Genomic DNA, 22,930 nt, shown 5'->3' with positions numbered 1-22,930 from the left:
TTGAGCGCCGTTATTTATGATTCGCAGAAGTCTTGCTGCCATGGACCAGCGCCTGATAAAGCTCGGCGTAAGGTTCCACTGCCTCGCTCCAGTTGAAAGGCTGGGTCATCGCGCGGCAGCGCATGGCATTCAACAGTTCAGGCTTGCCGAAGACATAGAAGGCGCGCGCCAGGGCGGCCTTGTAGCTGTCGATGGTCGACTCGCCGAACAGGAAGCCGGTCACGCCGTCTTCGATCGTGTCAGCCAGGCCACCGGTGTTGCGCGCTACCGGCAGCGAGCCGAAGCGCTGAGCGTACATCTGACTCAAACCACATGGTTCGTAGCGTGACGGCATCAGCAGGAAGTCGCTGCCGGCGAACATGCGCCGCGCATCGGTTTCGTTGAAGCCGATACGTACACCTACGCGGCCGGGAAAGCGCAATGCGAGTTCGCGCATGGCCTGCTCTTCCTCGGGCTCGCCGCGGCCGATGATGATCACCTGACCGCCGTTTTCGACGATGAACTGCGTCACGCCTTCGGTGAGGTCCAGGCCTTTCTGATAGACGAGGCGGGATACCACGGCGAACAGGGGGCCATCGGACTCTTCGATTTCGAACAGCTTGCGCACGTGAGCCGCATTGACCGCCTTGCCTTCCCAGTCGTTCAGGCTGAATGGGCACACCAGGTGCGGATCGGTGGCCGACTCCCAGCTGGCGTCGATGCCGTTGGGAATGCCGCTGAGCTTGCCTTGCTGCGCCTTGCTGCTGAGAAAGCCTTCCAGCCCGCAACCGAATTCGGGTGTGGTGATCTCTTCGGCGTAGGTGGCGCTCACCGTGGTGATGTGGTTCGCGTAGGCCATGCCGGCCTTGAGAAACGACAGCTTGCCGAAAAACTCCATGCCGTCCTGCTGCATGGCATGGTTGGGAACGCCCAGCTCGGGGCAGCAGCCGCGGCTGAACACGCCTTGATAGGCCAGGTTGTGAATGGTGAACAAGGTCGGCGTGCGCAGCCCGCGCCAGTGCATATAGGCCGGCGCAAGGCCCGCTGGCCAATCGTGGGCGTGCACCAGGTCTGGCTTCCAGTGGACCATGCCCTGGCCTGCAGCGATGTCGGCAGCTGCCAGGCCCAGGCGGGCGAAGCGAATATGGTTGTCCGGCCAGTCGCGGCCGTTGTTGGCTCCGTAGGGGGTGCCGTCGCGCTCGTACAGTTCCGGGCACAGCAACACGTAGATGACCAGCCCATCGGGCATGTCCATACGGCCGATCTTGCACGGTGGCAGGGCGGCGTGGCCGCTCAGTTCACCGACGACATGGATCGGGTTGTCGCTGTTGAGCACCTGCGGGTAGCCGGGAATCAGTACGCGAACGTCGTGTACCTGGCTCATGGCGCGTGGCAGCGCAGCCGACACGTCACCCAGGCCGCCGGTCTTGACCAGGTCGGCAATTTCCGATGTCACGAAAAGAACTTTTTGTTTGTGAGCGCCAGACGGCGCCTGCAGTGCTTTGCTGGTAGGCGTGGGAACCTGCAAGTGGGCGGTTTCCGCCGCTTGCCTGTTGAAACGCTCTCCGTGATTTTCGACAGCGGCACTGATCATTGTTCTCTCCCGTGCATTACGTACTTGTATGGCAGATCCTGACTCTGAAAAAAGCGCTGATCGATTAGCGCTTCCCGCTGACACACGCACAGGCGCCGCAGCCAACGACGTTCCTGCCGCGGGCTGCAATGATTCACGGGATGGCAGGTTTGGCGGACAAGAAACATCAAATAACCTGCTCCCTATCCTGACCTGTCTGATTTGCAAAAAGTTTCGAGCTTTTTTGCATCGGATTTCCAAGCGATACGTCGCCTGCGGCCTGAGTGTAGGAGATCCGTCATTTTTTTGGGCCAGGCGCGCGACTGACGGCCGATAATTATTGGCACACCCGTACTACAGCCCTCTGCCAGAAGGCTTTCAGCGCACCTGGCAGTGCGTTGCAGGCCCGTTCGGCCAGCGATCGAGACTGTCTGCAAAAACCGTTGCGATTTGTGTCGTATCGCAAGTGCAGGCGTTGATGAAATCGACAAAAAAACCCAAGTTTTGCCCAGTGTCACAATCGACCAAAGGTATACTCGGAAACTTACCGGTATCGTCCGGGACTAACTTGAAGGCTGGTTCGGGCAATACCCGTACACGCTTTCCGGACAACACCGTTCAAGAAATATCTTCTTCAAGCAACATAGAGTGGAGCTCTCGCATGCAACTGGGAATCATTGGGCTGGGCCGCATGGGCGGCAACATCGCCAGAAGGCTGATGCGCGCGGGTCATCAAACGGTGGTCTTCGATCGCAATCAGGATTCAGTGCATGGTCTGGCCGGTGAGGGCGCTGTCGGTGCCGCCGATCTCGCCGATCTGGTGAGCAAGATGGACACCCCCCGCGCGGTCTGGGTCATGCTGCCCGCCGGTGCGCCGACCGAGGCGACCATCGCCCAGCTGGGCGATCTGCTCGAGCCAGGCGACGTGATCATCGACGGCGGCAACACCTTCTACAAGGATGACATCCGTCGCGCTCGCGAGCTGGCTGCACGCCAATTGCACTACGTCGACGTTGGCACCTCCGGTGGTGTGTGGGGCCTGGATCGCGGCTACTGCATGATGATCGGTGGCGAGCCGGAAATCTTCGAACGCCTCGACCCACTGTTCGATTGCCTGGCGCCTGGCATGGGCGATATCCCGCGTACCCGTGATCGCAACAGCTCGGACGATCGTGCCGAGCGTGGCTACATCCATGCCGGTCCGGCCGGTTCCGGGCATTTCGTCAAGATGATCCACAACGGCATCGAGTACGGCATGATGCAAGCCTTCGCCGAGGGCTTCGACATCCTCAAGACCAAATCCAGCAGCGAGCTGCCGGAAGATCAGCGCTTCGACCTCAACCTGGCCGACATCGCCGAAGTCTGGCGTCGCGGCAGCGTGGTTTCGTCCTGGTTGCTGGACTTGACCGCCGATGCGCTGGCCAGCGATCAGCAGCTCACCCAGTATTCCGGTGTGGTGTCCGACAGTGGCGAAGGCCGCTGGACAATCGACGCTGCAGTCGAGCAGGCGGTACCGGTACCGGTGCTGTCCAGTGCCTTGTTCGCCCGTTTCCGCTCGCGTCAGGACGCCACCTACGGTGACAAGATCCTCTCGGCGATGCGCTTCGGCTTCGGCGGTCACGTCGAGGTTCCCAAATGAGTAGAGCGACCTCGAAAGTAGATGCCGCTCCACCGTCAACCCTGTTTCTGTTCGGCGCCCACGGCGACCTTGTCAAACGCTTGCTGATGCCGGCCTTGTACAACTTGAGCCGGGATGGACTGCTGGACAACGGCCTGCACATCGTCGGGGTCGACCATAACGAGGTGAGCGACGCGGATTTCGCCGCCAAGCTCGAAGCCTTCATCATCGAACAGGCGCGCGCCAAGGGCATCGACGAGCCGGACAAAGTGCTGGATCCGGCGCTCTGGACCAAGCTGCGCAAACGCATCAGCTACATTTCTGGTGACTTCCTCGACGATGCGACCTACCAGGCCATCGCCGAGCGCATCGAAGTCAACGGTACCGGCAATGCCATGTTCTACCTGGCCACCTCGCCGCGCTTCTTCAGTGAAGTGGCGCAGCGACTGGGCAGCAGCGGGTTGCTCAAGGAGCAGCCCGACGCCTTCCGCCGGGTGGTGATCGAAAAACCCTTCGGTCACGACCTGGCTTCCGCCGAAGCGCTCAATGCCTGCCTGTTGAGCGTCATGAGCGAGAAGCAGATCTATCGCATCGATCACTACCTGGGCAAGGAGACGGTGCAGAACATTCTGGTCAGCCGTTTCTCCAACGGTATTTTCGAAGCGTTCTGGAACAACCACTACATTGACCATGTGCAGATTACCGCCGCTGAAACGGTCGGGGTCGAGACCCGTGGCAATTTCTACGACCAGACCGGCGCGTTGCGCGACATGGTGCCCAATCACCTGTTCCAGCTGCTGGCGATGATTGCCATGGAACCCCCCGCGGCGTTCGGCGCCGACGCGGTCCGTGGCGAGAAGGCCAAGGTGATCGGCGCCATCCGCCCCTGGTCCAAGGCCGACGCCTTGAAGAACTCGGTCCGCGGCCAGTACACCGCAGGGCAGGGCGACAAGCCCGGTTACCGCGAGGAGCCCAAGGTCGACCCGCAGAGCACCACTGAAACCTACGTGGCGCTCAAGGTCATGGTCGACAACTGGCGCTGGGTTGGAGTGCCGTTCTACCTGCGCACCGGCAAGCGCATGAGCGTGCGCGACACCGAAATCGCCATCTGCTTCAAACCGGCGCCCTACGCGCAGTTCCGCGACACCGAAGTGGACCGTCTCAAGTCCAATTACCTGAAGATCCAGATCCAGCCCGACGAGGGCATGTGGTTCGACCTGCAGGCCAAGCGCCCTGGCCCAGCCATGGAGCTGGAAAACGTCAAGCTGGGCTTTGCCTACAAGGACTTCTTCCAGATGCAGCCGTCCACGGGTTACGAGACGCTGATCTACGACTGCCTCATCGGCGACCAGACCTTGTTCCAGCGCGCCGACAACATTGAAAACGGTTGGCGCGCCGTGCAGCCGTTCCTCGATGCGTGGCGCGACGGTGGCAGCATTGCCACCTACGCGGCGGGCGAAGACGGTCCGGAAGCAGCCGACGAGTTGTTGGCGCGCGATGGCCACCATTGGCATCGACTGGGATGAGTGCGCCCTCGCAACACCTCATCCAGTTCGTCCTCAGCGACATGGACGGCACCTTGCTGATGCCCGATCACAGCCTGAGCCCTGCCGTCATCGAAGCGGTGGCGCAGCTGCGCGCCGCCGGGGTACGGTTTACCCTGGCCAGCAGTCGCCCACCACGGGCAATGCGCGAGCAGATCCGGGTTTTGGGGATCGACCTGCCCACTGCTGCATTCAATGGTGGGGTGCTGGTCAATCCTGACGGCAGCGAGCTGCAGTCCCATTGGGTGGAGCGCGAGGCGGTCGATACCTGTCTGGCGATGTTTGCCGAGCACCAGTTGGACGTCTGGGTATTTGCCGACGATCAGTGGCTGGCGCGCGACCGCGAAGCTCACTATTTTCCCAAGGAGCTGCACGCTCTGGGCTATGAGCCGCTGATCGTCGACGATTTCACGCCCTATCTGGACCGTGTGCACAAGATGGTCGCAACCTCCAATGATTTCCAACTGCTGATCGATCTGGAAAAGCAGCTGCAGGCACCGTTGAGCGGCAAGGCGATTGCGGCACGCTCGCAGCAGTATTACCTGGACATCACTGCGGTGTTGGCGAACAAAGGCGAAGCCTTGGCAACCCTGGCGGGAAGTCTGGGCATCGATCTGGCCAATACCGCCGTATTGGGCGACGGCGCCAACGACGTAGCCATGTTCAAGCGCGCCGGGTTCTCCGTGGCAATGGGTCAGGGCGAGCAGGGGGTGCGCGATCAGGCCGATGCGGTTACCTCCAGCAACGCGGCAGATGGCGTAGCGCAAGCCATACACGAACTGATACTGCCCCGCACTCGAGGTTGATGCAGTTTTCCGGCGCGGCTCCGATTCCCGGTCCGCGCCCGTGATCATGAGGGTTCCATGCCGGCGCTGATCGAAGACTATGCCCTGTTGGGCAATTGCCGTACCGCTGCTCTGGTTGACAAGTCGGGTTCACTGGATTGGTTGTGCTTTCCCCGTTTCGATTCCCCGGCCTGCTTCTCGGCCCTGCTGGGTGACAGCGAAAACGGTCGCTGGCGTATCTGTCCCAGCGATCCGTTGACCGGCACCGAGCGCCGCTACCGCGACAGCACCATGACCCTGGAGACGGTGTTCCATACCGAACACGGCAGCGCCATGCTCGTCGACTGGATGCCGGTGGGCGAACAGGACTGCGTGGTGCGCACAGTGGTCGGCCTGAGCGGGAAGGTCGCGTTCGACATGGAACTGGTCATGCGCTTCGACTACGGCAGCAGTGTGCCCTGGGTCGAGCAGGCGCACCCCAGGACGCTGACCGCAGTGGCCGGCCCCGACATGCTGGTGTTGCGCAGTGCATCCGACCTGCACGCGGTGGACCACCGTACCGGCAGCCGCTTCACGGTCGGTGCTGGCGAGCGGCTGTGCTACCGTCTGAGTTTCCAGCCCTCGCACCTGCCGTTGCAGCCGCCCTTGGATGCCGACCGTTGCCTGGCCGAAACCGAACGCTACTGGCGTGAATTCGCCGAACGCTGTCCGTCCGTAGGGGCCTGGACACCGCTGGTAAAACGTTCGCTGTTGACCCTCAAGGCCATGACCTATGCCCCCACGGGCGGCATCGTTGCTGCGGTCACCACCTCGCTGCCCGAACAGCTGGGCGGCGAGCGCAACTGGGACTACCGCTACTGCTGGCTGCGCGACGCCACCATGACCCTGCTGGCCTTCATGAACCTGGGCTACTACGAAGAAGCCGCCGCCTGGCGCAAGTGGTTGATGCGTTCGGTTGCCGGCAACCCTGAGCAGATGCAGATCATGTACGGCCTGGCCGGCGAGCGCCGATTGCCCGAGCAGACCTTGCCATGGCTGGCGGGTTACGAGGGTTCCGCGCCAGTGCGCATCGGCAACGGCGCCGCGACCCAGCGCCAGCTGGATGTCTACGGCGAAGTGGCCGATGCGATGAGCCAGGCGATCCGCGCCGGGCTGCCGCGACACCCACGTGGCGCCGCGATTTTCCGCGTCATACTGCCGTACCTGGAGAGCATCTGGGAGCAGCCGGACGAGGGTATCTGGGAGATTCGCGGTGCACCGCAGCACTTCACCCACTCCAAGGTCATGGCCTGGGTGGCTTTCGACCGTGCGGCCAACCTGGCCGAGCCAACCGAGGAAGGGCAGGAGCAGGCCGCGCGTTACCGCGCCGTCGCCGACCGCATTCATGCCCAGGTCTGCAGCCAGGGCATCGACGCGCAGCACGGTCACTTCGTCCAGGCCTACGGCTCGACCCATACCGATGCCAGCCTGCTGCAGATCGCCTTGACCGGTTTCCTGCCGCCGGATGATCCGCGGGTGGTGGCGACCGTGGCGCGCATCGAGACCACGCTGATGCGCGACGGTCTGCTGCTGCGTTACGACACGGCGCACGGGGTCGATGGCCTGGACCCCGGCGAAGGGACTTTTCTGGTGTGCTCTTTCTGGCTGGCCGATGTCTATGTGCTGCAAGGCCGCATGGCCGAAGCCGAGCGTCTGTTCGAACGCCTGGCCGGTCTGTGCAACGACGTTGGCCTGCTGGCTGAACAGTACGACCCAAAGGCCGGGCGCATGCTGGGAAACTTTCCCCAGGCGTTCAGCCAACTGGGCATCATCAACACCGCGCTGAACCTGTACCGCGCACAGAACCCGGCCCAGGCCCGCGCTGCCGCCGCCGTGGGCGCGCGCGTGGAATGATCGCGCGGCATTTGCCAAACGAGGATTTGATTCGATGAGTGAACGCTGGACCACAGCGGTGCTCGATACCGCACAACCCGGCGGCTGGGCCGTTGCCCGGAGCAGTCAGGGCTTTCTCTGCAATGCGCGAGGGGTACTGTTCGAGCGCGATTGGCTCAAGCAGCAGTCCGTGGAGGTACTGACCGAGCACGGCATCGGGCATTTCGATGGCCGGCCGGTTTACCTGTTTGAACTGCGCAGCCCTGATACGCCGGACGAATGCTACTGGCAAGGTTTGCGGCAGTTCATGCTCGAAGGCGATTTCCAAGTCTACCGAATGCTCGGCTACGCGGCACAGATCGGCACCTGGGCGCGTGAGCACAGGTTCTGCGGCAGTTGCGGCGGCCCGACCTTGCAGGTGCCGGGTGAACGTGCGATGCACTGCGCGCGTTGCGAGTTGCGCAGTTACCCGCGCATCTCACCGAGCATGATCGTACTCGTCACGCGCGGCGATGAAGTATTGCTGGCGCGCTCCCCACGGTTCGTGCCGGGTGTCTATAGCACCTTGGCAGGCTTTGCCGAACCAGGCGAGTCGGCCGAAGACTGCCTGCGCCGTGAGGTGATGGAGGAGGTGCAGGTGAGCGTACGCAACATCCAGTACATCGGCAGCCAATGCTGGCCGTTTCCGCATTCGATGATGCTGGGTTTCCACGCCGAGTACGCTGCAGGCGAGATCGTCCCGCAACTCGACGAGATCGAGGACGCCCAGTGGTTCCGTATCGATGCGTTGCCGGCCCTTCCTGCCGGCCGTTCGATTGCCCGGCATCTCATCGACCTGTATGTGGCGCGCCGCTCAGGCCTGCCCGAACCAGTGCTGCCAGGCTAGCCGCACGGTCAGGGCCAGCACGATGGTGATGAACACCGGGCGGATGAACTTGGCGCCGCCGCCAATCGCCGTGCGCGCGCCGAAGAACGCACCGACCGTTACCGCCATGCCCATGCTCAGACCGATCAGCCAATCGACCTGGCCGCTGACGATGAACACCGTGAGGGCGGCGATGTTGCTGACGAAGTTCATGCTACGCGCCACACCGCTGGCGCGGACCAGATCCAGCGGGTACAGCAGCAGCGTACTGACGGTCCAGAACGCGCCGGTGCCGGGGCCTGCCACGCCATCGTAGAAACCCAGCGCCAGGCCTTGAGGCAACTGCCATTTGCGCTTGATCGGCGCGTGGCTGTCCAGCGGGGCTTTGGGTGTACCGCCGAACAGCAGGTACAGACCGCAGGCGAAAACGATCACCGGCAGCATCTTGTTCAGCCATTCGGCGGGCATGTAGTGCGCCGCGCCCGCACCGAGAAATCCGCCTACCAAGGTGCCCAGCAGGGCATTCTTCCATTGACCGGGATGAAACAGCTTGCGGCGATAGAACGTGTAGCCTGCGGTAGCGGCGCCGAAGGTCGAGCTGAGCTTGTTGGTGCCCAGCACCAGGTGGGGTGGCAGCCCAGCGGTGAGCAGGGCAGGGGTTGTGAGCAGACCGCCGCCGCCAGCTATGGCATCGATGAAGCCGGCCACGAATGCCACCAGCACGAGAATAAGCAGGACAGTCGGCGTGACGCTGAGGTTGGACAGAAAATCGAAAGACATGGGTTGGCTTCATGGCAGGGTGCATGCGAAAGGCGCACGCGAATGCAGCCATTCTAGCCGGTGCACGCCGCCACGTGCATCCGTAGGAGCGGTCAGCGGCCGCGAAGGCAACGCCGCCGATCCCCAGATCCACCGCGCCGCTCATTTCGCGGCCAAAGACCGCTCCTACACAGGAGCCTCATACCGTAGGAGCGGTCAGCGGCCGCGAAAGCAACGCCGCGGAGCCGCCGATGGACTGCGCCGCCCTTTTCGCGGCCAAAGACCGCTCCTACACGGAAGCCTGATACCGTAGGAGCGGTCAGCGGCCGCGAAAGCAACGCCGCGGAGTTCCAGATTCACCGTGCCGCCGAGATGGGGCTAGCCGATCTGCTCTTTCGCCAGCTTCACCACATTTTCCACGGTAAAGCCGAACTTGGCCTGCAGCTTGTCGATTGGCGCCGAGGCCCCGAAGCTGTTCATCACCACCTTCGCACCGGTACTCCCTACGTACCGATCCCAACCCAGCGGCCCGGCCTGTTCGATGGCCACGCGCGCAGTCACGGCGGCCGGCAGCACCTGCTCGCGGTACTGCGCATCCTGCTCCTCGAACAGCTCCCAGCACGGCAGGCTGACCACACGCGCCGCGATACCGTGCTCATGCAACTGCTCATAGGCTTGCACGGCAAGGCCCACTTCACTGCCAGTGGCGATCAGAATCACCTGTGGATCTTCGCTGTCGGCCAACACATAGCCACCACGGGCGACACCCTCGGCACTGCCGAAGCGCTGGCGATCCAGGGTCGCCATGGGCTGGCGCGACAGGACGATGCACGACGGCCGATCGGTCTGTGCCAAGGCAATCTTCCACGCCTGAGTGGTTTCGTTGGCATCGCCTGGGCGCAGCGTCAGCAGCCCCGGCGTAGCGCGTAGCTGGGTCAGGTGTTCGATGGGCTGATGGGTCGGGCCGTCCTCACCAACACCGATGGAGTCGTGGGTGAAGACGAACACCACCGGCAGCTCCATGATTGCCGCCAAACGAATCGGCGGTTTCATGTAGTCGCTGAACACCAGAAAAGTCGAGGTGTAAGGACGGATGTAGCACAGCGCCAGGCCATTGGCGATCGCGCCCATGGCGTGCTCGCGGATGCCGAAGTGCAGGTTGCGGCCGCCGGGCTGGGTGGCCGAGAAACTGCCGGCACCGTCGAAAGTCAGGTTGGTCTTGGTCGAGGGCGACAGGTCGGCCGAACCGCCCAGCAGCCAGGGAATCTTCTTCGCGAACGCATTCAGCACCTTGCCGCCTGCGGCACGTGTCGCCACACCTTTGGCGTCGGTGTCGAAGGCTTCCAGCTCGGCCTGCCACCCCTCGGGCATCTCCCCGGCACGCATGCGCCGCAGTTCCTCGGCCAGCTCGGGTTCGCGCTCGGCAAGTGTCTGCAACTGCTGCTGCCACTGCGCATGGCGTTCACCATGGCTGCTCAGCAAGGTGTCACGCAGGTGATGGGCCACGCTGTCAGGCACCGAGAAGCTGCTGTTTTCATCCCAGCCGTAGGCTTTCTTGGCCAGCTTGATCTCGTCGTCACCCAGCGCTTCACCATGGGCAGCGGCGGTGTTCTGCTTGTTCGGCGCGCCGTAGCCGATCACGCTGTCGACCATGATCAAGGTCGGCGCGTCGCGGTTCTGGGTGAACTGCTCGAAGGCCTTGGCCAGCGCCTCGGTATCGTTGGCATCGGTTACGTGCAAGGTGTTCCAGCCGTAGCCCTTGAACCGGGTCAGCACGTCTTCGCTGAACGCCAGTTCGGTATGGCCTTCGATGCTGATGGTGTTGTTGTCGTAGATCCAGCACAGGTTGGCCAGCTTCAAATGGCCGGCCATTGACGCGGCCTCGCTGCTGACGCCCTCCATCATGTCGCCGTCGCCGCAGATCGCGTAGACGTTGTAGTCGAACAGCTTCAGGTCGTCGCGATTGAAGCGCGACGCAAGCCAGTGCTGCGCCATGGCCATGCCTACACTGTTGGCGCAACCTTGACCAAGCGGCCCGGTGGTGGTCTCGACACCGGTGGTGAAACGGTATTCGGGATGCCCCGGGGTCTTCGAGTCCATCTGGCGAAACTGCTTGATGTCGTCGAGGCTGACCGCAGGCTGGCCGGTCTTGGTCCCGTGCTCGTCGATTTCTTCGACGCCCGCCAGGTGCAACAGACCGTAGAGCAGCATGGAAGCATGGCCGGCGGAGAGCACGAACCGGTCGCGATTGGGCCAGTCGGGATGCTCGGGGTGGTAGCGCAGGAAGCGGCTCCACAGGGTGTAGCCCACCGGTGCCAGGGCCATGGGCGTACCGGGATGACCGGAATTGGCCTTCTGCACGGCATCCATGGCCAGCGTGCGCAAGGTATTGATGCACAGCTGGTCGGTGGCGGTGGAAGAGGCTGGATTGGAAACTTGATTTGGCATGTCGATTCGATCCCACATTGAGTTCGCGAGGAAATCGCGGTGAAGATGTCGTCAGGGTTGACCCTCATGCGGTCGGGTAAGTTGCGTTGCATGCTGGTGCGCTGCACGTCGGCCAATTGTTACCCGTCGTGCAAAGCAGCTTTATCGAAATCCGGTTTGCCCGGTGCCCGTGTCCGGGCCTAAGCTTGCGCGTTCGATGCCGTATGCCCTTATCAGTGGAATCCATGATGCCCAGCCAGTTTCCTTCCGCCAGGCCGCGCCGCCTGCGCCGCAACGCTTCTTTCCGCGATCTGTTCCAGGAAGCCGAATTCAATCTTGGCGACCTGGTGCTGCCGATTTTCGTCGAAGAAGAGATCGATGACTTCGTGCCCATCAACAGCATGCCGGGAGTCATGCGCATCCCTGAGTCCAGGCTTGCGGGCGAGATCGAGCGCTACGCGCGTGCTGGCATCAAATCGGTGATGACGTTCGGTGTATCCCACCACCTCGACGCCGATGGCAGCGACACCTGGAACGAAAACGGCCTGGTGGCGCGCATTGCCCGTATCTGCAAGGACACGGTGCCAGAGATGGTGGTCATGGCCGATACCTGTTTCTGCGAGTACACCTCACACGGTCACTGCGGGGTGCTCCACGGTGAGCATGTCGACAACGACGCGACCTTGATCAACCTTGGCAAGCAGGCCGTGGTTGCGGCGCGCGCCGGGGCCGATTTCATTTCGCCGTCGGCGGCCATGGACGGCCAGGTGCAGGCGATCCGCAGCGCACTGGACGAGGCCGGTTTCTTCGACACGTCGATCATGGCCTATTCGACCAAATTCGCCTCCTCGTTCTACGGGCCGTTCCGCGAAGCCGGCGGCACGGCGCTCAAGGGGGACCGCAAGACCTATCAGATGAACCCCATGAACCGTCGCGAAGCCGTGCGTGAATCGCTGCTCGACGAGCAGGAGGGCGCCGACGCCTTGATGGTCAAGCCTGCAGGGGCGTATCTGGACATCATTCGCGATATTCGCGAGGCATCGCGCCTGCCCCTGGCGGCCTATCAGGTCAGTGGCGAATACGCGATGATCAAGTTCGCCGGCCAGGCGGGCGCAGTCGACGAGCAGCGTATCGTCCGCGAGAGCCTGGGCGCGATCAAGCGCGCCGGTGCTGATCTGATCTTCACTTACTTCGCCATGGACATCGCCCGCGAAGGCATCTGAGTCGGCGATTCACTGACCCTGGCGCATCGGCATGCGGTCGATGGTACTGAACAACGCCTGCGGATCGACCGGCCCTGGCTGGTCGACCTTGATGCCACCGTCCTTGCCCACCAGCACCACCCGGCCGGTGGCGTCGGCCGTGTGGCCGACGGCGCGCAGCAGCGCCGCGCTGGCCTCCGTGCCGATTGGCTGGCCATTGCGGCTGGCCTGGCCGGCGACGATTTCGTAGAGCACCATCTCGCGTTCAACGAATGCTTCGCGGTTGTCCGGTCTGGCCAGCGCTGCACGCAGGTCGATCAGCGTGGCATCGCGGGCATCAGGGGCGATGACGATCAGTGGACGGTTGTGCCAGCGCTCGGCAGTCAGCGGGTTGCCGTCGCTGGCGTGGGCCAGCGATGCACCCAGCGCCATGGCTGCGATCAGTACTTTCATGTTCAACCTCCGTTCGATGAGCAGGGTTTGGCTCGACCTTGGCATTTTCGACAATGATATTCCCGGTAGAACTTGGGCATGCGCGATGGGTTCCAAGCCGTATCGCTCCTGCGCAATGGGTAATGCAATGCCACTTAGAATCCAGCATCACGACATCGAACAAACCAACCTGCGCGCCGTCAGTGAGATCTGGCTGGCGGGCCCGGCGTGCACTTTCAGCGCTGAAAGCGAGCTCGACACCCTGTGTTTGTGGCGTGGAAGGCCGGCGGTCAGCCACGACATGCTTAGCGAGGGCACCCACGAGCAGAATCTGCAGCGTCTGTGGCTGGTCATTCCTGACATAGCCCATAATTCCGCCGTTTCGGCCGTAGAGGCGAGGCTGCGGACTGCGCTGGATAAGCAGAACATGGAAGGCGAGTTCTATCCTGCGCAGCAGAAAAATACCACCGAGCTTTAGTCAACTTTATTTGCGTTTCCAAACAATGCAGAAAGCCCGGTCAGCCATTGACGGTTCGGGCATATTGCATGAGCTTGTGTCTAGCTTTATATCGTAACCTTATGATTTAAAACGTTATTGTTTTTAATTGGCGTGGCACGCGTGGTGCATTGTGTTCCCTGCAAGCATTAAGTGAGCGATCACACACGTTGAACCTGCTAGGAGCACGACAATAATGATGACCCCTGCTGACCACCTTCCTCCTGCCGCGCTGTCCACTGCCACGGACAGTTCCAATCACTCTGGTGTTTCCTGGGCCGCGATCTTCGCCGGTGCGGCGGGCGCTGCCGCCTTGTCGATGATCCTGGTCGTGCTGGGCTTCGGCCTAGGATTCTCGGCCATATCACCCTGGGCCGACAAAGGGGTCAGCGCCACGACCCTGGGCGTCTCCACGGTAATCTGGCTGACATTCACGCAAATCGTCGCCTCTGGAATGGGCGGCTATCTGGCCGGTCGTTTGCGGGTGAAATGGGCCAACATGCATGGCGACGAAGTGTACTTTCGCGACACCGCGCACGGGTTCCTGGCCTGGGCAGTGGCCTCGCTGGTCACCGCGATGCTGGTGTTGGGTTCGGTCGGCAGTGCGATTGGCGGCGGCGTGCAGGCCGGCGCCAGCGTTGCCTCCGGTGCCGCTGTGGCAGCCGGCAGTTCGGCGAATGACAACGCCAGCGACCCCTACGGCTATTTCGTCGACATGCTGTTCCGCGACAACCGCCCGGTAGCAGTCAGCGATGACGCGGCCCATGCCGTGGTGACCCGCATCTTCGCCCGTACCGTGAGCAACGATGGCCAGCTTGCCGGTGAAGACCGTGCCTATCTGGCGCAACTGGTCAGCCAGCGTACCAACCTGACTCAGGCTCAGGCCGAGCAGCGCGTCGATCAGGTCTACGGTCAGGCGTTGAAGTCGGTCGAAGACGCTGAGATGGCCGCGCGCCAGGCAGCCGATACCGCCAAGAAAGTCGCTGCCGCCACTGCGCTGTGGACGTTCGTTGCCTTGCTCTGCGGCGCGTTCTTCGCCAGCTTCGCGGCGACCTTCGGTGGCCGCAGTCGTGATGCCGTGGTCTGGCATGAACGCGACCGCACCCGCACCCACGCACCTACTTCGATTCGCTGATCAAGGAGTACTACCATGCGCTCGATTCTCTTGTTTTTCCTCGGTGTGCCTATCCCGATCATCATCTTGATCGCGCTGTTCATGCACTGATCCATCCAGCAGTTGCATGACCACAAAACGCCCCCGGCGCAATTCGATTGCCCGGGGGCGTGTCGTTTGGGCGCGTTGGCAGGCGAAGTCGCGATCGAAAAAATTGTTGTCCTGATGTTTCATTTATCATCGCTGTCGCCCTGAATCCGGTGGGCGTGGCCATACTGGGGTCTGCCATCTTCGTGGGAAGTGTCTTCCTGAATCGCGTGAAAACCGTAAGGAGCTGCTCCATGCCAACTCGCCGCCAGTTTGTCCAGTACTCCGCCTTGTTGGGCGCTGCCGCGAGCTGTGGCTCGCTCATGTCACCCCTGGCATTCGCCGCACAGCCGCTGCTGCAGCGCAAGATTCCTGCATCGGGCGAGCTGCTTCCCGCCATCGGCCTGGGCACCTCGCAAACCTTCAACGTCGACCCCGCTTCAGCTGGCATGGCGCCGCTGCGCGACGTCCTGAGGGCCTTTGTCGAGGGTGGCGCCAGCGTCATCGACACAGCGCCCAGCTATGGTCGGGCCGAGCAGGTCACTGGCGATCTGGTAAGCCAGGCCGGCGTTCGCGAGAGGGTGTTTCTTGCAACCAAGGTGTCGTCGACCGGCCGCGAGGCTGGCATGCGCCAGATCGAAGCCAGTTTCAAGGCCCTGCAGACCGACAAGATCGACCTCATTCAGGTTCACAACCTGCAGGACACCCGGACCCAACTGGCATTGCTGCGTGAACTCAAGGCCCAGGGTCGCATTCGCTACATAGGCGTCACGCATTACGTGGAATCGGCCCACGACGAGCTGCTGGCCGTGCTGCAGAAGGAGCCGGTCGACTTCGTTCAAATCAACTACTCGATAGGCGCGCGCAATGCCGAGCGTACGTTGTTGCCGTACTGCGCAGAGCACGGTATCGCCACCTTGATCAACCGTACGTTCGAAGCAGGCAGGCTGTTCGCCAAGGTCAAGGGCCGCGCGCTGCCCGAGTGGGCAGCAGCCGAACTGGATGCCAGCTCATGGGCCCAATTGATGCTCAAGTTCGTGCTGGCCAATCCTGCGGTCACCACGGTCATCCCTGCAACCTCGCAGCCGCGCTACGTGCTAGATAACCTGTTGGCCGGCCAGGGACGCCTGCCCGATGCCAGGCAGTTGCAACGCATTGCAGCCGAATTCACCTGAGGTGCGTCGTCCATGACCCGCGTCGGTGCGCGTCTGCGCCAGGCGATCAATGCCCGACCCGATGAAGGACAGGCAGCGCTGGCCGCGTTCGCGTTGTTTTTCTGCCTGTTCTGCGGCTATTTCATGCTCCGGCCGATCCGCGAATCCATGGGCATCCAAGGCGGTGTGGACAACCTGCAATGGCTGTTCACGGCCACCTTCGTGGCCATGTTGGTGGCCGTGCCGCTGTTCGGCTGGCTCAACTCGAGGGTAGCCAGACTTCACTACATCGACTGGGTGTATGGCTTCTTCGCCGCCAATCTTTTGCTGTTTGCCGCCGCCTTCGCCGCTGCCGAGCAAGGCATCTGGCTGGCGAGGGTGTTCTACGTATGGATTTCGGTCTACAACCTGTTCGTCATCTCGGTGGCGTGGAGCCTGATGGCCGATGTGTTCGATGGCGCCCAGGCCAAGCGCCTGTTCGCCTTCATCGCCGCCGGAGCCAGCGTCGGCGGCTTGGCAGGCCCGGCCATGAGCGCGCTGCTGGTCGGCGCCATCGGTGCCAGCGGGCTGTCGATGCTGGCCGCAGCACTGCTCGGCGTGGCGATCGTGCTCAAGCACCGGCTGATGAGCTGGCGGGCCGAGCACGGGGCAGGGCGGCCGGGTGCCGCCCACGCCGAGAGTCCACGCAGGCCGGTGGCCGGCAACCCGTTCAGTGGGCTGACGCGTGTGCTGCAATCGCGCTACCTGCTGGGCGTCTGCGCGTTCGTCGTGCTGTTGGCCACGGTCAGCACCTTTCTCTATTTCGAGCAGGCACGTCTGGTCGCCGAACGTTTTCCCAGTCGTGAAGAACAGGTGCGGGTATTCGGAATCATCGACTTCGTGGTCCAGGCCGGTGCGCTCACTGCACAGCTGTTCATCACCGGGCGACTGGCCCAGCGGTTGGGCGTGAAGACCTTGCTGGCGCTGGTGCCCGCTCTGGTCTGCCTGGGCTTCGTTGGATTGGCCCTGGCGCCAGGGTTCGCCATGCTCGCGGGGCTGATGATCGCGCGTCGCATCGGCGAATACGCATTCGTGCGCCCTGGTCGCGAAATGCTCTTCGCGCCATTGGACGCGGAAACCAAATACAAGGCGAAAAACTTCATCGACACGGTGGTCTACCGTGGCGGCGATGCGGTCAGCGGCTGGGTGAAAAGCCTGCTTGACCTGCTGGGGCAAGGCGTTGTGCTGATCGCACTGGTAGGCGCCGCGTGCGCTGCGCTGTGGGGGGTGGTGGGCTGGTACCTGGGTGGCAAAGCGGACGCTGCCTCTGCCGAACCTGCCGACCCTCGCAAATAAACCGCCTCGATGACGCACCGTTGGCTACAGTAAAACTGAGTTCGGCCGAAAACTTCTGATTACACCTATACGTTCGGACATGATGTCTACGACCAGACGCTTCACCTGCACCGGCCTGTTCGCGCTGATCAAACGGTTGTGCAGCGTACCTCAAGGCAATTCGCGTCTGCTGGCGGCCCAGTACCAGGCCCTGGCCAGGCAGATTCCCCTGATGTACTTCATTCTGCTGATCAACAGCTGGGCGCTGGCCTTCACTCATATGGCCAGCTCGCCCGTGTGGATGACCGTGCACATACCGTTGGTATTGACCATCATCAGCCTGGTGCGGGCGTTGGCCTGGCGCCGCGGTTGGCAGCAGCAACCCGACGACGTCGAAGTCGCCCAGGCGCTGGCGCGGACCAACCGCATCTGTTGTGTCGTGGCCATCGGGTTCACCGTTTGGGCGCTGGCGCTGTTTCCCTATGGCGACAGCTATGCCAAGGCCCATGTGGCCTTCTACATGGCCATCACGGTGATCGGCTGCATTTTTTGCCTCATGCACCTGCGCTCGGCCGCTCTGATGACCGCGGCCGTGGTCAACGTCGCGTTCATTGCCTTTTTCGCTTCCACCGATAACCCGACATTCATCGCCACCAGCGTCAACGTGATGCTGGTCACGGGCATCATGCTGGTGGTGCTGCAGAACAACTACCGCAACTTCACCGGGCTGGTGAACGCCCAGGCGCACAGCGAGGCGCTGAGCGACGAGAACTTCCTGCTGGCGAACAAGGACAGCCTGACCGGGCTGCCCAATCGTCGATGGTTTTTCAACTGTCTGGACACTTGTCTGACCCAGGCAGGGGAGCAGGGGCAACGGCTGGGCGTAGGCATTCTCGATCTCGACGGCTTCAAACCGGTCAACGACCTCTACGGGCACAGCGTCGGCGACCGCCTGTTGGCCGAAGTCGGTGCACGCCTGGCTGCCTTGCTGCCGGACGGCGTTCACGTCGCGCGCCTGGGCGGCGACGAGTTCGCATTGATCCTGCCCGATTGCGGCGAGAACCTGCAGATTTCTGCATTTGCCGAGCGCATTTGCGTTGAACTGGGCAAGCCCTACCTGTTGGTCGACGTGCCGATCCAGGTCGGTGCTTCCATGGGCGTGGCCACGTTTCCGGACCTCGCCACGAATGCACACGAGCTTTTCGAATACGCCGATTACGCGCTGTATCACAGCAAGCGTCATGTGGTCGGCCACATGTCGCTGTTCTCGCTGCTGCACAGAAAGCAGTTGCAGAGCGCAATCCTCACCGAGCAGGCGCTGCGTCGCGCCGATCTGGATCGCGAGTTCAGCGTCGCCTTCCAGCCCATCGTCGAGTTGCAGACCGGTGCCACCGTGGCCTTCGAAGCCCTGGCGCGCTGGCAGAGCGCGGAGTTGGGGCCGGTGCCGCCCGGGCAATTCATTCCGGTCGCCGAACGCAGCGGCATGATCAACCGCCTGACCCTGCCACTGCTGGCCAAGGCGCTGCAGGGCGCGTCAGCCTGGCCGGCGCCGATTCGTCTGTCCTTCAACCTGTCGGCCCACGACTGCGGTTCTCCCGTGGCCGTGCAGGCCATCGTCAAGCTGTTGGCCAGCGGCCTGTTCGACCCCGGTCGGGTCGATCTGGAGATCACCGAAACGGCGACCCTGCAGGATCTGGATCTGGTTCAGGACGCGATCGCGACGCTGCGAGGGCTGGGCTGTGGTATATCGCTGGACGATTTTGGCACCGGCTATTCCAGCCTCAGCCATTTGCATGCACTGGCCTTGACCAAGCTCAAGGTGGACCGCAGCTTTGTCGCCCGCCTGCACGAGAAACCGGCCAGTTACAAGATCGTCAAATCGCTGCTCGCCCTGACCCAGGATATGGATCTGGATTGCATCTTCGAAGGTGTCGAAACCCGTGAGGAAGCCCATGCGCTGGCCGCGCTGGGTTGCCGGTTCGTCCAGGGCTATTACTTCGCCCGGCCCATGTCTGCACAGGACACCGAGAGCTGGCTGGCGCAGCCCATCCCGCGCTAAGACCGCCGCTGCCGCGCCGGCGCAGGCAGTGCAGTTGCGCCCGGCGCGCAGGCATCGGCGGACCGTTGCTCGAGTAACCCTTTGCTTTCCTTGCACAATCTTGGACAATCACGCCCCTTTTCAAGGCCGGGGCGCTGCCAGCTGCACGTTTTTCCCGCTCCCGGCCATCGATTGAACACAGGCAAGCGGAGATTCGACCGGATGAACGAGCAGGCCAACAGCCTCGACCCACGATACGCCCAGGCGCCCGCCACCCTGACTCCCTGGAGCCGCCACGACACCACCTGGATGCTGGGCCTGTTCGGCACCGCGATCGGCGCCGGTACCTTGTTTCTGCCGATCAACGCTGGCCTCGGCGGCTTCTGGCCGCTGGTCATCCTTGCCGTGCTGGCTTTCCCGATGACCTACTACGCGCATCAGGGCCTGACCCGCTTCGTGCTTTCCGGCCGCGCCGGTACCGATATCACCGATGTCGTCGAGGAGCACTTCGGCCTCACGGCAGGGGCGTTGATAACCCTGCTCTATTTCTTCGCCATTTTTCCGATCCTGCTGATCTACAGCGTGGGCCTGACCAATACCGTCGGTAGTTTCATGGAGCATCAGTTGCACATGGATACGCCGCCACGGGCGGTGCTGGCGCTGGTGCTGATTCTCGGTCTGTTGATCGTGGTGCGCTGCGGTGAACGGTTCATCGTCAAGGCGATGAGCCTGATGGTCTATCCGTTCATCGTCGCGCTGGTGTTGCTGGCGCTGTACCTGATTCCGCATTGGAATGGTGGCATCCTGGCGACCGCCGGGGACTTGCCCGCACCCGGTGCACTGATCCATACCCTGTGGCTGGCGATCCCGGTGATGGTATTTTCCTTCAACCATTCGCCGATCATCTCTGCCTTCGCCGTGGACCAGAAACGCCGCTACGGCGAGCACGCCGACCAGCGCAGCAGCCAGATCCTGGCGCGTGCCCATGGGCTGATGGTGGTGCTGGTGCTGTTCTTCGTGTTCAGTTGCGTGCTGACCCTGTCCCCCGAGCAACTGGCCGAGGCCAAGGCGCAGAACCTTTCGATCCTGTCCTACCTGGCCAATCACTTCAGCAATCCGGTGATCGCGTTCGCTGCGCCGCTGATCGCTATCGTGGCCATCGCCAAGTCGTTCCTGGGGCACTACATCGGCGCGAGCGAAGGCATCAAGGGCCTGGTCCTGAAGTCCGGCCGTCGACCCAATGCCAAGGCCCTGGATCGCTTTACCGCACTGTTCATGTTGCTGGTCTGCTGGCTTGTGGCCACGCTCAATCCGAACATCGTGCGCATGATCGAGAGCTTCGGCGGGCCGGTCATTGCGGCGTTGCTGTTCCTCATGCCGATGTACGCGATCCGTCGTGTACCAGCCATGCGCAAGTATGCCGGGCACACGTCCAACGTATTCGTGACGCTGGTCGGCCTGGTGGCCATTTCGGCCCTGGTCTATTCGCTGAGCGCGTGACCAAGCCTGTTACACTGACCCTCGATGCTCGACCTGCGGCTGCCGATTTACGGCATGCCCAGGGCGGGCGCGCACCGAGGTGGTCGCGATGGACGAAGTACAGCAACTGGCTGACATGCTCAAGGAACACGCCGCAGCCCAGCAACGCCTGCAACAGGCGTTCAAGGACCAATGCCAGCACTGGCAAGACAGCATCCAGGCGCTGTTCGGCCAGATCGAGACTTGGCTGGCGGCCCTTACCGACCGGCAACTGCTGGCGATCGAACGTTCGCCCTGGGTCGCTACCAGCAGCACCTACCCCAGCGAGCACTCGCCTTTCATCAGTGAATCACTGGCAATCATTCTTGCTCAGCGTCGAGTCGAGCTGGTACCACAGGTCATGGGGCAGGGTGGGGCGATGGTGATCGCCGTCGCGGGCCTGACCTCGGATCGCCACGGCAGCATTTCCATAGTCAAGGACTCGGCCGATGGCGCCTGGTACTGGCGCAAGGAACGTGGCACCAAGGAGGCAGAATCCAACGTGCTGGACGCCGGTTTCTTCGCCCAGCAGCTTCAGGGGCTGATTCCCAAGCCACGCGACTGAGCGGCGCTGCGCTGTCGACGGCAGGCGTTGTAGGGTTTTCGGGATGCTGAAACGCTTCTTTGAAATTTCTGTACAACTATTTTATTTTCTTGAGTTTCAGCGGGTTACGCTGATTCTTCGGCGAACTGCAAACTCCCGTTGCACCCACGCGAGTGCAGGTATATATCTCTTGGAACGCGAACTGTTCTGTAGTCCCGAGGCCTAGTCCGCCGCGGGTAGGACGCCGATCACAGGCTCTACAGGAGATAGACCATGCTTCCCCCAGGACTCAGCGCGCTGGAGCTGCGCAGTATCGTCGAGCAGGCGTTTCTGCCGCAGAAATGCGTGTGCACATTGACCAGCGATCAATCGCTGTGCGTCAAGCTGATGAATCCGCAGACAGACCAGGTCGAGCTTTTCAAGGCGGACATTCCCTTTGATCGAGTCACCAGCGCCCGCGAACGCGCCAGGCTGGTCCTCGAACTGCGAGAGCAGCCACGCCCGGCAACGGGAGAGGTCCACGCCAGAGCCGGTTGAGCGCTGTTTTCGGATCAACCGGATCGTAGCCCGGCCGGAACACTTATTTTCAATCTACGCATAGGCCGTGCGTCACTTTTCATGGTTAACTTTGCCCTTTCTCAATCCCGAAAAAGGACAAGGCTCATGGCTCAAGTGACGCACAAAGGCAACGCGATCAACGTCAGTGGCGAGCTTCCCCAGGTCGGCTCCCAGGCGCCGGACTTCACCCTGGTCGGCGGTGGTCTGGCCGATATCACTTTGCAAAGCCTGGCCGGCAAGCGCAAGGTGCTGAACATTTTCCCAAGCATCGATACCCCGACCTGCGCGACGTCCGTTCGCAAGTTCAACGCCCAGGCCAACGACCTGGCCAATACCGCCATCCTCTGCATCTCTGCCGACCTGCCGTTCGCCCAGGCACGCTTCTGTGGCGCCGAAGGCCTGGAAAACGTCCAGAACCTGTCGACTTTTCGCGCCCATGAATTCCATCATGCCTATGGCGTCGACATTGCCGACGGTGCGCTCAAGGGTCTGACCGCACGCGCGGTCGTGGTCCTCGACGAGAACGATAAGGTGCTGCACAGCGAACTGGTCCCGGAAATCGGCCAGGAGCCCAATTACGAGGCCGCCCTCGCTGTCCTGAAGTGATCCGTTGCAGTACCTGACAGCCCGCAGCGACCCCGGACGCGGCTCGCGCCGCTGCTACAGGGGTTGCGGCGCATCTGTAGCAACGGCGCAAGCCGCGTCCGGCGCCGCATTGGCCGGCACGCAGGCTACGATGCACCTGTAGCAGCGGCGCAAGCCGCGTCCGGCGTCGCATTGGCCGGCACGCAGGTTACGATGCAGCTGTAGCAGCGGCGCAAGCCGCGTCCGGCGCGGCATTGGCCGGCACGCAGGTTGCGATGTACCTGTAGCAGCGGCGCAAGCCGCGTCCGGCGGCACCGCGCGGGGTCAGATTCTTCTGCGTCGGTCGTGACGCGGCTCGCGCCGCTGCTACTGGGCGTTTCATTCCCTGCCAAGGTAAATTGCCCGTAAAGGCGCTTTGCTTATGCATGCCGACTCCTTATCGTTCAGCCTCCTCAAAGTAGAAGCC

20 protein-coding genes are annotated in these 22,930 nt (G+C 62.5%); 15 read left to right on the top strand and 5 right to left on the bottom strand.

Annotated elements, in window-relative coordinates; genetic code table 11:
* Positions 1-10 precede the first annotated feature (10 nt).
* Entirely contained in the window at positions 11-1,573 is a 1,563-nt protein-coding gene (glgA, locus tag IFT57_RS12825) for a glycogen synthase GlgA (protein WP_192151637.1), read from the bottom strand.
* Between the two features lie 640 nt (positions 1,574-2,213).
* Here glgA and gnd point away from each other — a divergent pair.
* The 5 genes from gnd to nudC are packed head-to-tail and all read left to right on the top strand — an operon-like array spanning position 2,214 to position 8,257.
* The gene (gene gnd / locus IFT57_RS12820; RefSeq protein ID WP_122715500.1) at positions 2,214-3,191 is read left to right on the top strand and encodes a phosphogluconate dehydrogenase (NAD(+)-dependent, decarboxylating); all 978 of its coding nucleotides are present in this window, start codon (positions 2,214-2,216) and stop codon (positions 3,189-3,191) included.
* Positions 3,188-4,696: a glucose-6-phosphate dehydrogenase gene (gene zwf, locus IFT57_RS12815; protein WP_192151636.1), complete on the top strand. Its 1,509-nt coding sequence runs from the start codon at positions 3,188-3,190 to the stop codon at positions 4,694-4,696. The genes gnd and zwf overlap by 4 nt, the downstream gene beginning before the upstream one ends.
* On the top strand, positions 4,693-5,520 hold the full coding sequence (locus IFT57_RS12810; RefSeq protein WP_122796983.1) for a Cof-type HAD-IIB family hydrolase: 828 nt from the start codon (positions 4,693-4,695) through the stop codon (positions 5,518-5,520). Before zwf ends, IFT57_RS12810 begins: the two co-directional genes overlap by 4 nt.
* A 57-nt stretch (positions 5,521-5,577) precedes the next feature.
* A complete protein-coding gene (locus tag IFT57_RS12805; RefSeq protein WP_192151635.1) occupies positions 5,578-7,392 on the top strand; it encodes a glycoside hydrolase family 15 protein in 1,815 nt (604 codons plus the stop codon).
* A gap of 34 nt (positions 7,393-7,426) precedes the next feature.
* On the top strand, positions 7,427-8,257 hold the full coding sequence (gene nudC, locus IFT57_RS12800; protein WP_192151634.1) for an NAD(+) diphosphatase: 831 nt from the start codon (positions 7,427-7,429) through the stop codon (positions 8,255-8,257).
* Here nudC and IFT57_RS12795 read toward each other — a convergent pair.
* Positions 8,225-9,016, bottom strand: coding sequence for a TSUP family transporter (locus tag IFT57_RS12795; protein ID WP_122715495.1), 792 nt, complete (start codon positions 9,014-9,016; stop codon positions 8,225-8,227). The genes nudC and IFT57_RS12795 overlap by 33 nt on opposite strands.
* A gap of 357 nt (positions 9,017-9,373) precedes the next feature.
* A complete protein-coding gene (tkt, locus tag IFT57_RS12790) occupies positions 9,374-11,443 on the bottom strand; it encodes a transketolase (RefSeq protein ID WP_192151633.1) in 2,070 nt (689 codons plus the stop codon).
* 227 nt (positions 11,444-11,670) lie between these two features.
* On the opposite strand from tkt, the gene hemB reads away from it, so the two are divergent.
* The gene (gene hemB, locus IFT57_RS12785) at positions 11,671-12,645 is read left to right on the top strand and encodes a porphobilinogen synthase (protein ID WP_192049271.1); all 975 of its coding nucleotides are present in this window, start codon (positions 11,671-11,673) and stop codon (positions 12,643-12,645) included.
* A gap of 9 nt (positions 12,646-12,654) precedes the next feature.
* Here the strand turns inward: hemB and IFT57_RS12780 are convergent, their stop codons facing one another.
* On the bottom strand, positions 12,655-13,077 hold the full coding sequence (locus tag IFT57_RS12780; RefSeq protein WP_192151632.1) for a DUF4174 domain-containing protein: 423 nt from the start codon (positions 13,075-13,077) through the stop codon (positions 12,655-12,657).
* Between the two features lie 127 nt (positions 13,078-13,204).
* Between IFT57_RS12780 and IFT57_RS12775 the strand changes: the two genes are divergently transcribed.
* Both IFT57_RS12775 and IFT57_RS12770 read left to right on the top strand, forming a co-directional pair.
* Positions 13,205-13,534: a hypothetical protein gene (locus tag IFT57_RS12775; protein WP_192151631.1), complete on the top strand. Its 330-nt coding sequence runs from the start codon at positions 13,205-13,207 to the stop codon at positions 13,532-13,534.
* A 214-nt stretch (positions 13,535-13,748) separates the two neighbouring features.
* A complete protein-coding gene (locus IFT57_RS12770) occupies positions 13,749-14,687 on the top strand; it encodes a hypothetical protein (RefSeq protein ID WP_192151630.1) in 939 nt (312 codons plus the stop codon).
* Here the strand turns inward: IFT57_RS12770 and IFT57_RS12765 are convergent, their stop codons facing one another.
* A complete protein-coding gene (locus IFT57_RS12765; RefSeq protein ID WP_192151629.1) occupies positions 14,688-14,900 on the bottom strand; it encodes a hypothetical protein in 213 nt (70 codons plus the stop codon).
* 107 nt (positions 14,901-15,007) lie between these two features.
* Here IFT57_RS12765 and IFT57_RS12760 point away from each other — a divergent pair, with 107 nt between their 5' ends.
* From IFT57_RS12760 to tpx, 7 genes are all read left to right on the top strand, one after another.
* On the top strand, positions 15,008-15,928 hold the full coding sequence (locus tag IFT57_RS12760; protein WP_192151628.1) for an aldo/keto reductase: 921 nt from the start codon (positions 15,008-15,010) through the stop codon (positions 15,926-15,928).
* 12 nt (positions 15,929-15,940) lie between these two features.
* On the top strand, positions 15,941-17,242 hold the full coding sequence (locus IFT57_RS12755; RefSeq protein ID WP_192151627.1) for an NTP/NDP exchange transporter: 1,302 nt from the start codon (positions 15,941-15,943) through the stop codon (positions 17,240-17,242).
* An 82-nt stretch (positions 17,243-17,324) separates the two neighbouring features.
* Positions 17,325-19,280, top strand: a complete 1,956-nt coding sequence (locus IFT57_RS12750; protein ID WP_192151626.1) for a putative bifunctional diguanylate cyclase/phosphodiesterase — start codon at positions 17,325-17,327, stop codon at positions 19,278-19,280.
* 201 nt (positions 19,281-19,481) lie between these two features.
* Positions 19,482-20,759, top strand: a complete 1,278-nt coding sequence (locus IFT57_RS12745; protein ID WP_192151625.1) for a serine/threonine transporter — start codon at positions 19,482-19,484, stop codon at positions 20,757-20,759.
* A gap of 88 nt (positions 20,760-20,847) precedes the next feature.
* Positions 20,848-21,342 (top strand): hypothetical protein, encoded by a 495-nt coding sequence (locus IFT57_RS12740; RefSeq protein ID WP_122715485.1) that lies wholly within the window; start codon positions 20,848-20,850, stop codon positions 21,340-21,342.
* Between the two features lie 252 nt (positions 21,343-21,594).
* Positions 21,595-21,858 carry a DUF1652 domain-containing protein gene (locus IFT57_RS12735; RefSeq protein WP_122715484.1) on the top strand — a complete coding sequence of 88 codons (264 nt, stop codon included), beginning with the start codon at positions 21,595-21,597 and terminating at the stop codon, positions 21,856-21,858.
* Positions 21,859-21,984: 126 nt separating this feature from the next.
* On the top strand, positions 21,985-22,485 hold the full coding sequence (gene tpx, locus IFT57_RS12730) for a thiol peroxidase (RefSeq protein ID WP_192151624.1): 501 nt from the start codon (positions 21,985-21,987) through the stop codon (positions 22,483-22,485).
* Positions 22,486-22,930 lie beyond the last annotated feature (445 nt).

It is taken from the genome of Pseudomonas sp. CFBP 13719 (assembly GCF_014842095.1).
Lineage (GTDB): Bacteria > Pseudomonadota > Gammaproteobacteria > Pseudomonadales > Pseudomonadaceae > Aquipseudomonas.
The sequence above is the reverse complement of the archived record's forward strand: the minus strand, read 5'-3'. Positions and strand labels throughout refer to the sequence as shown.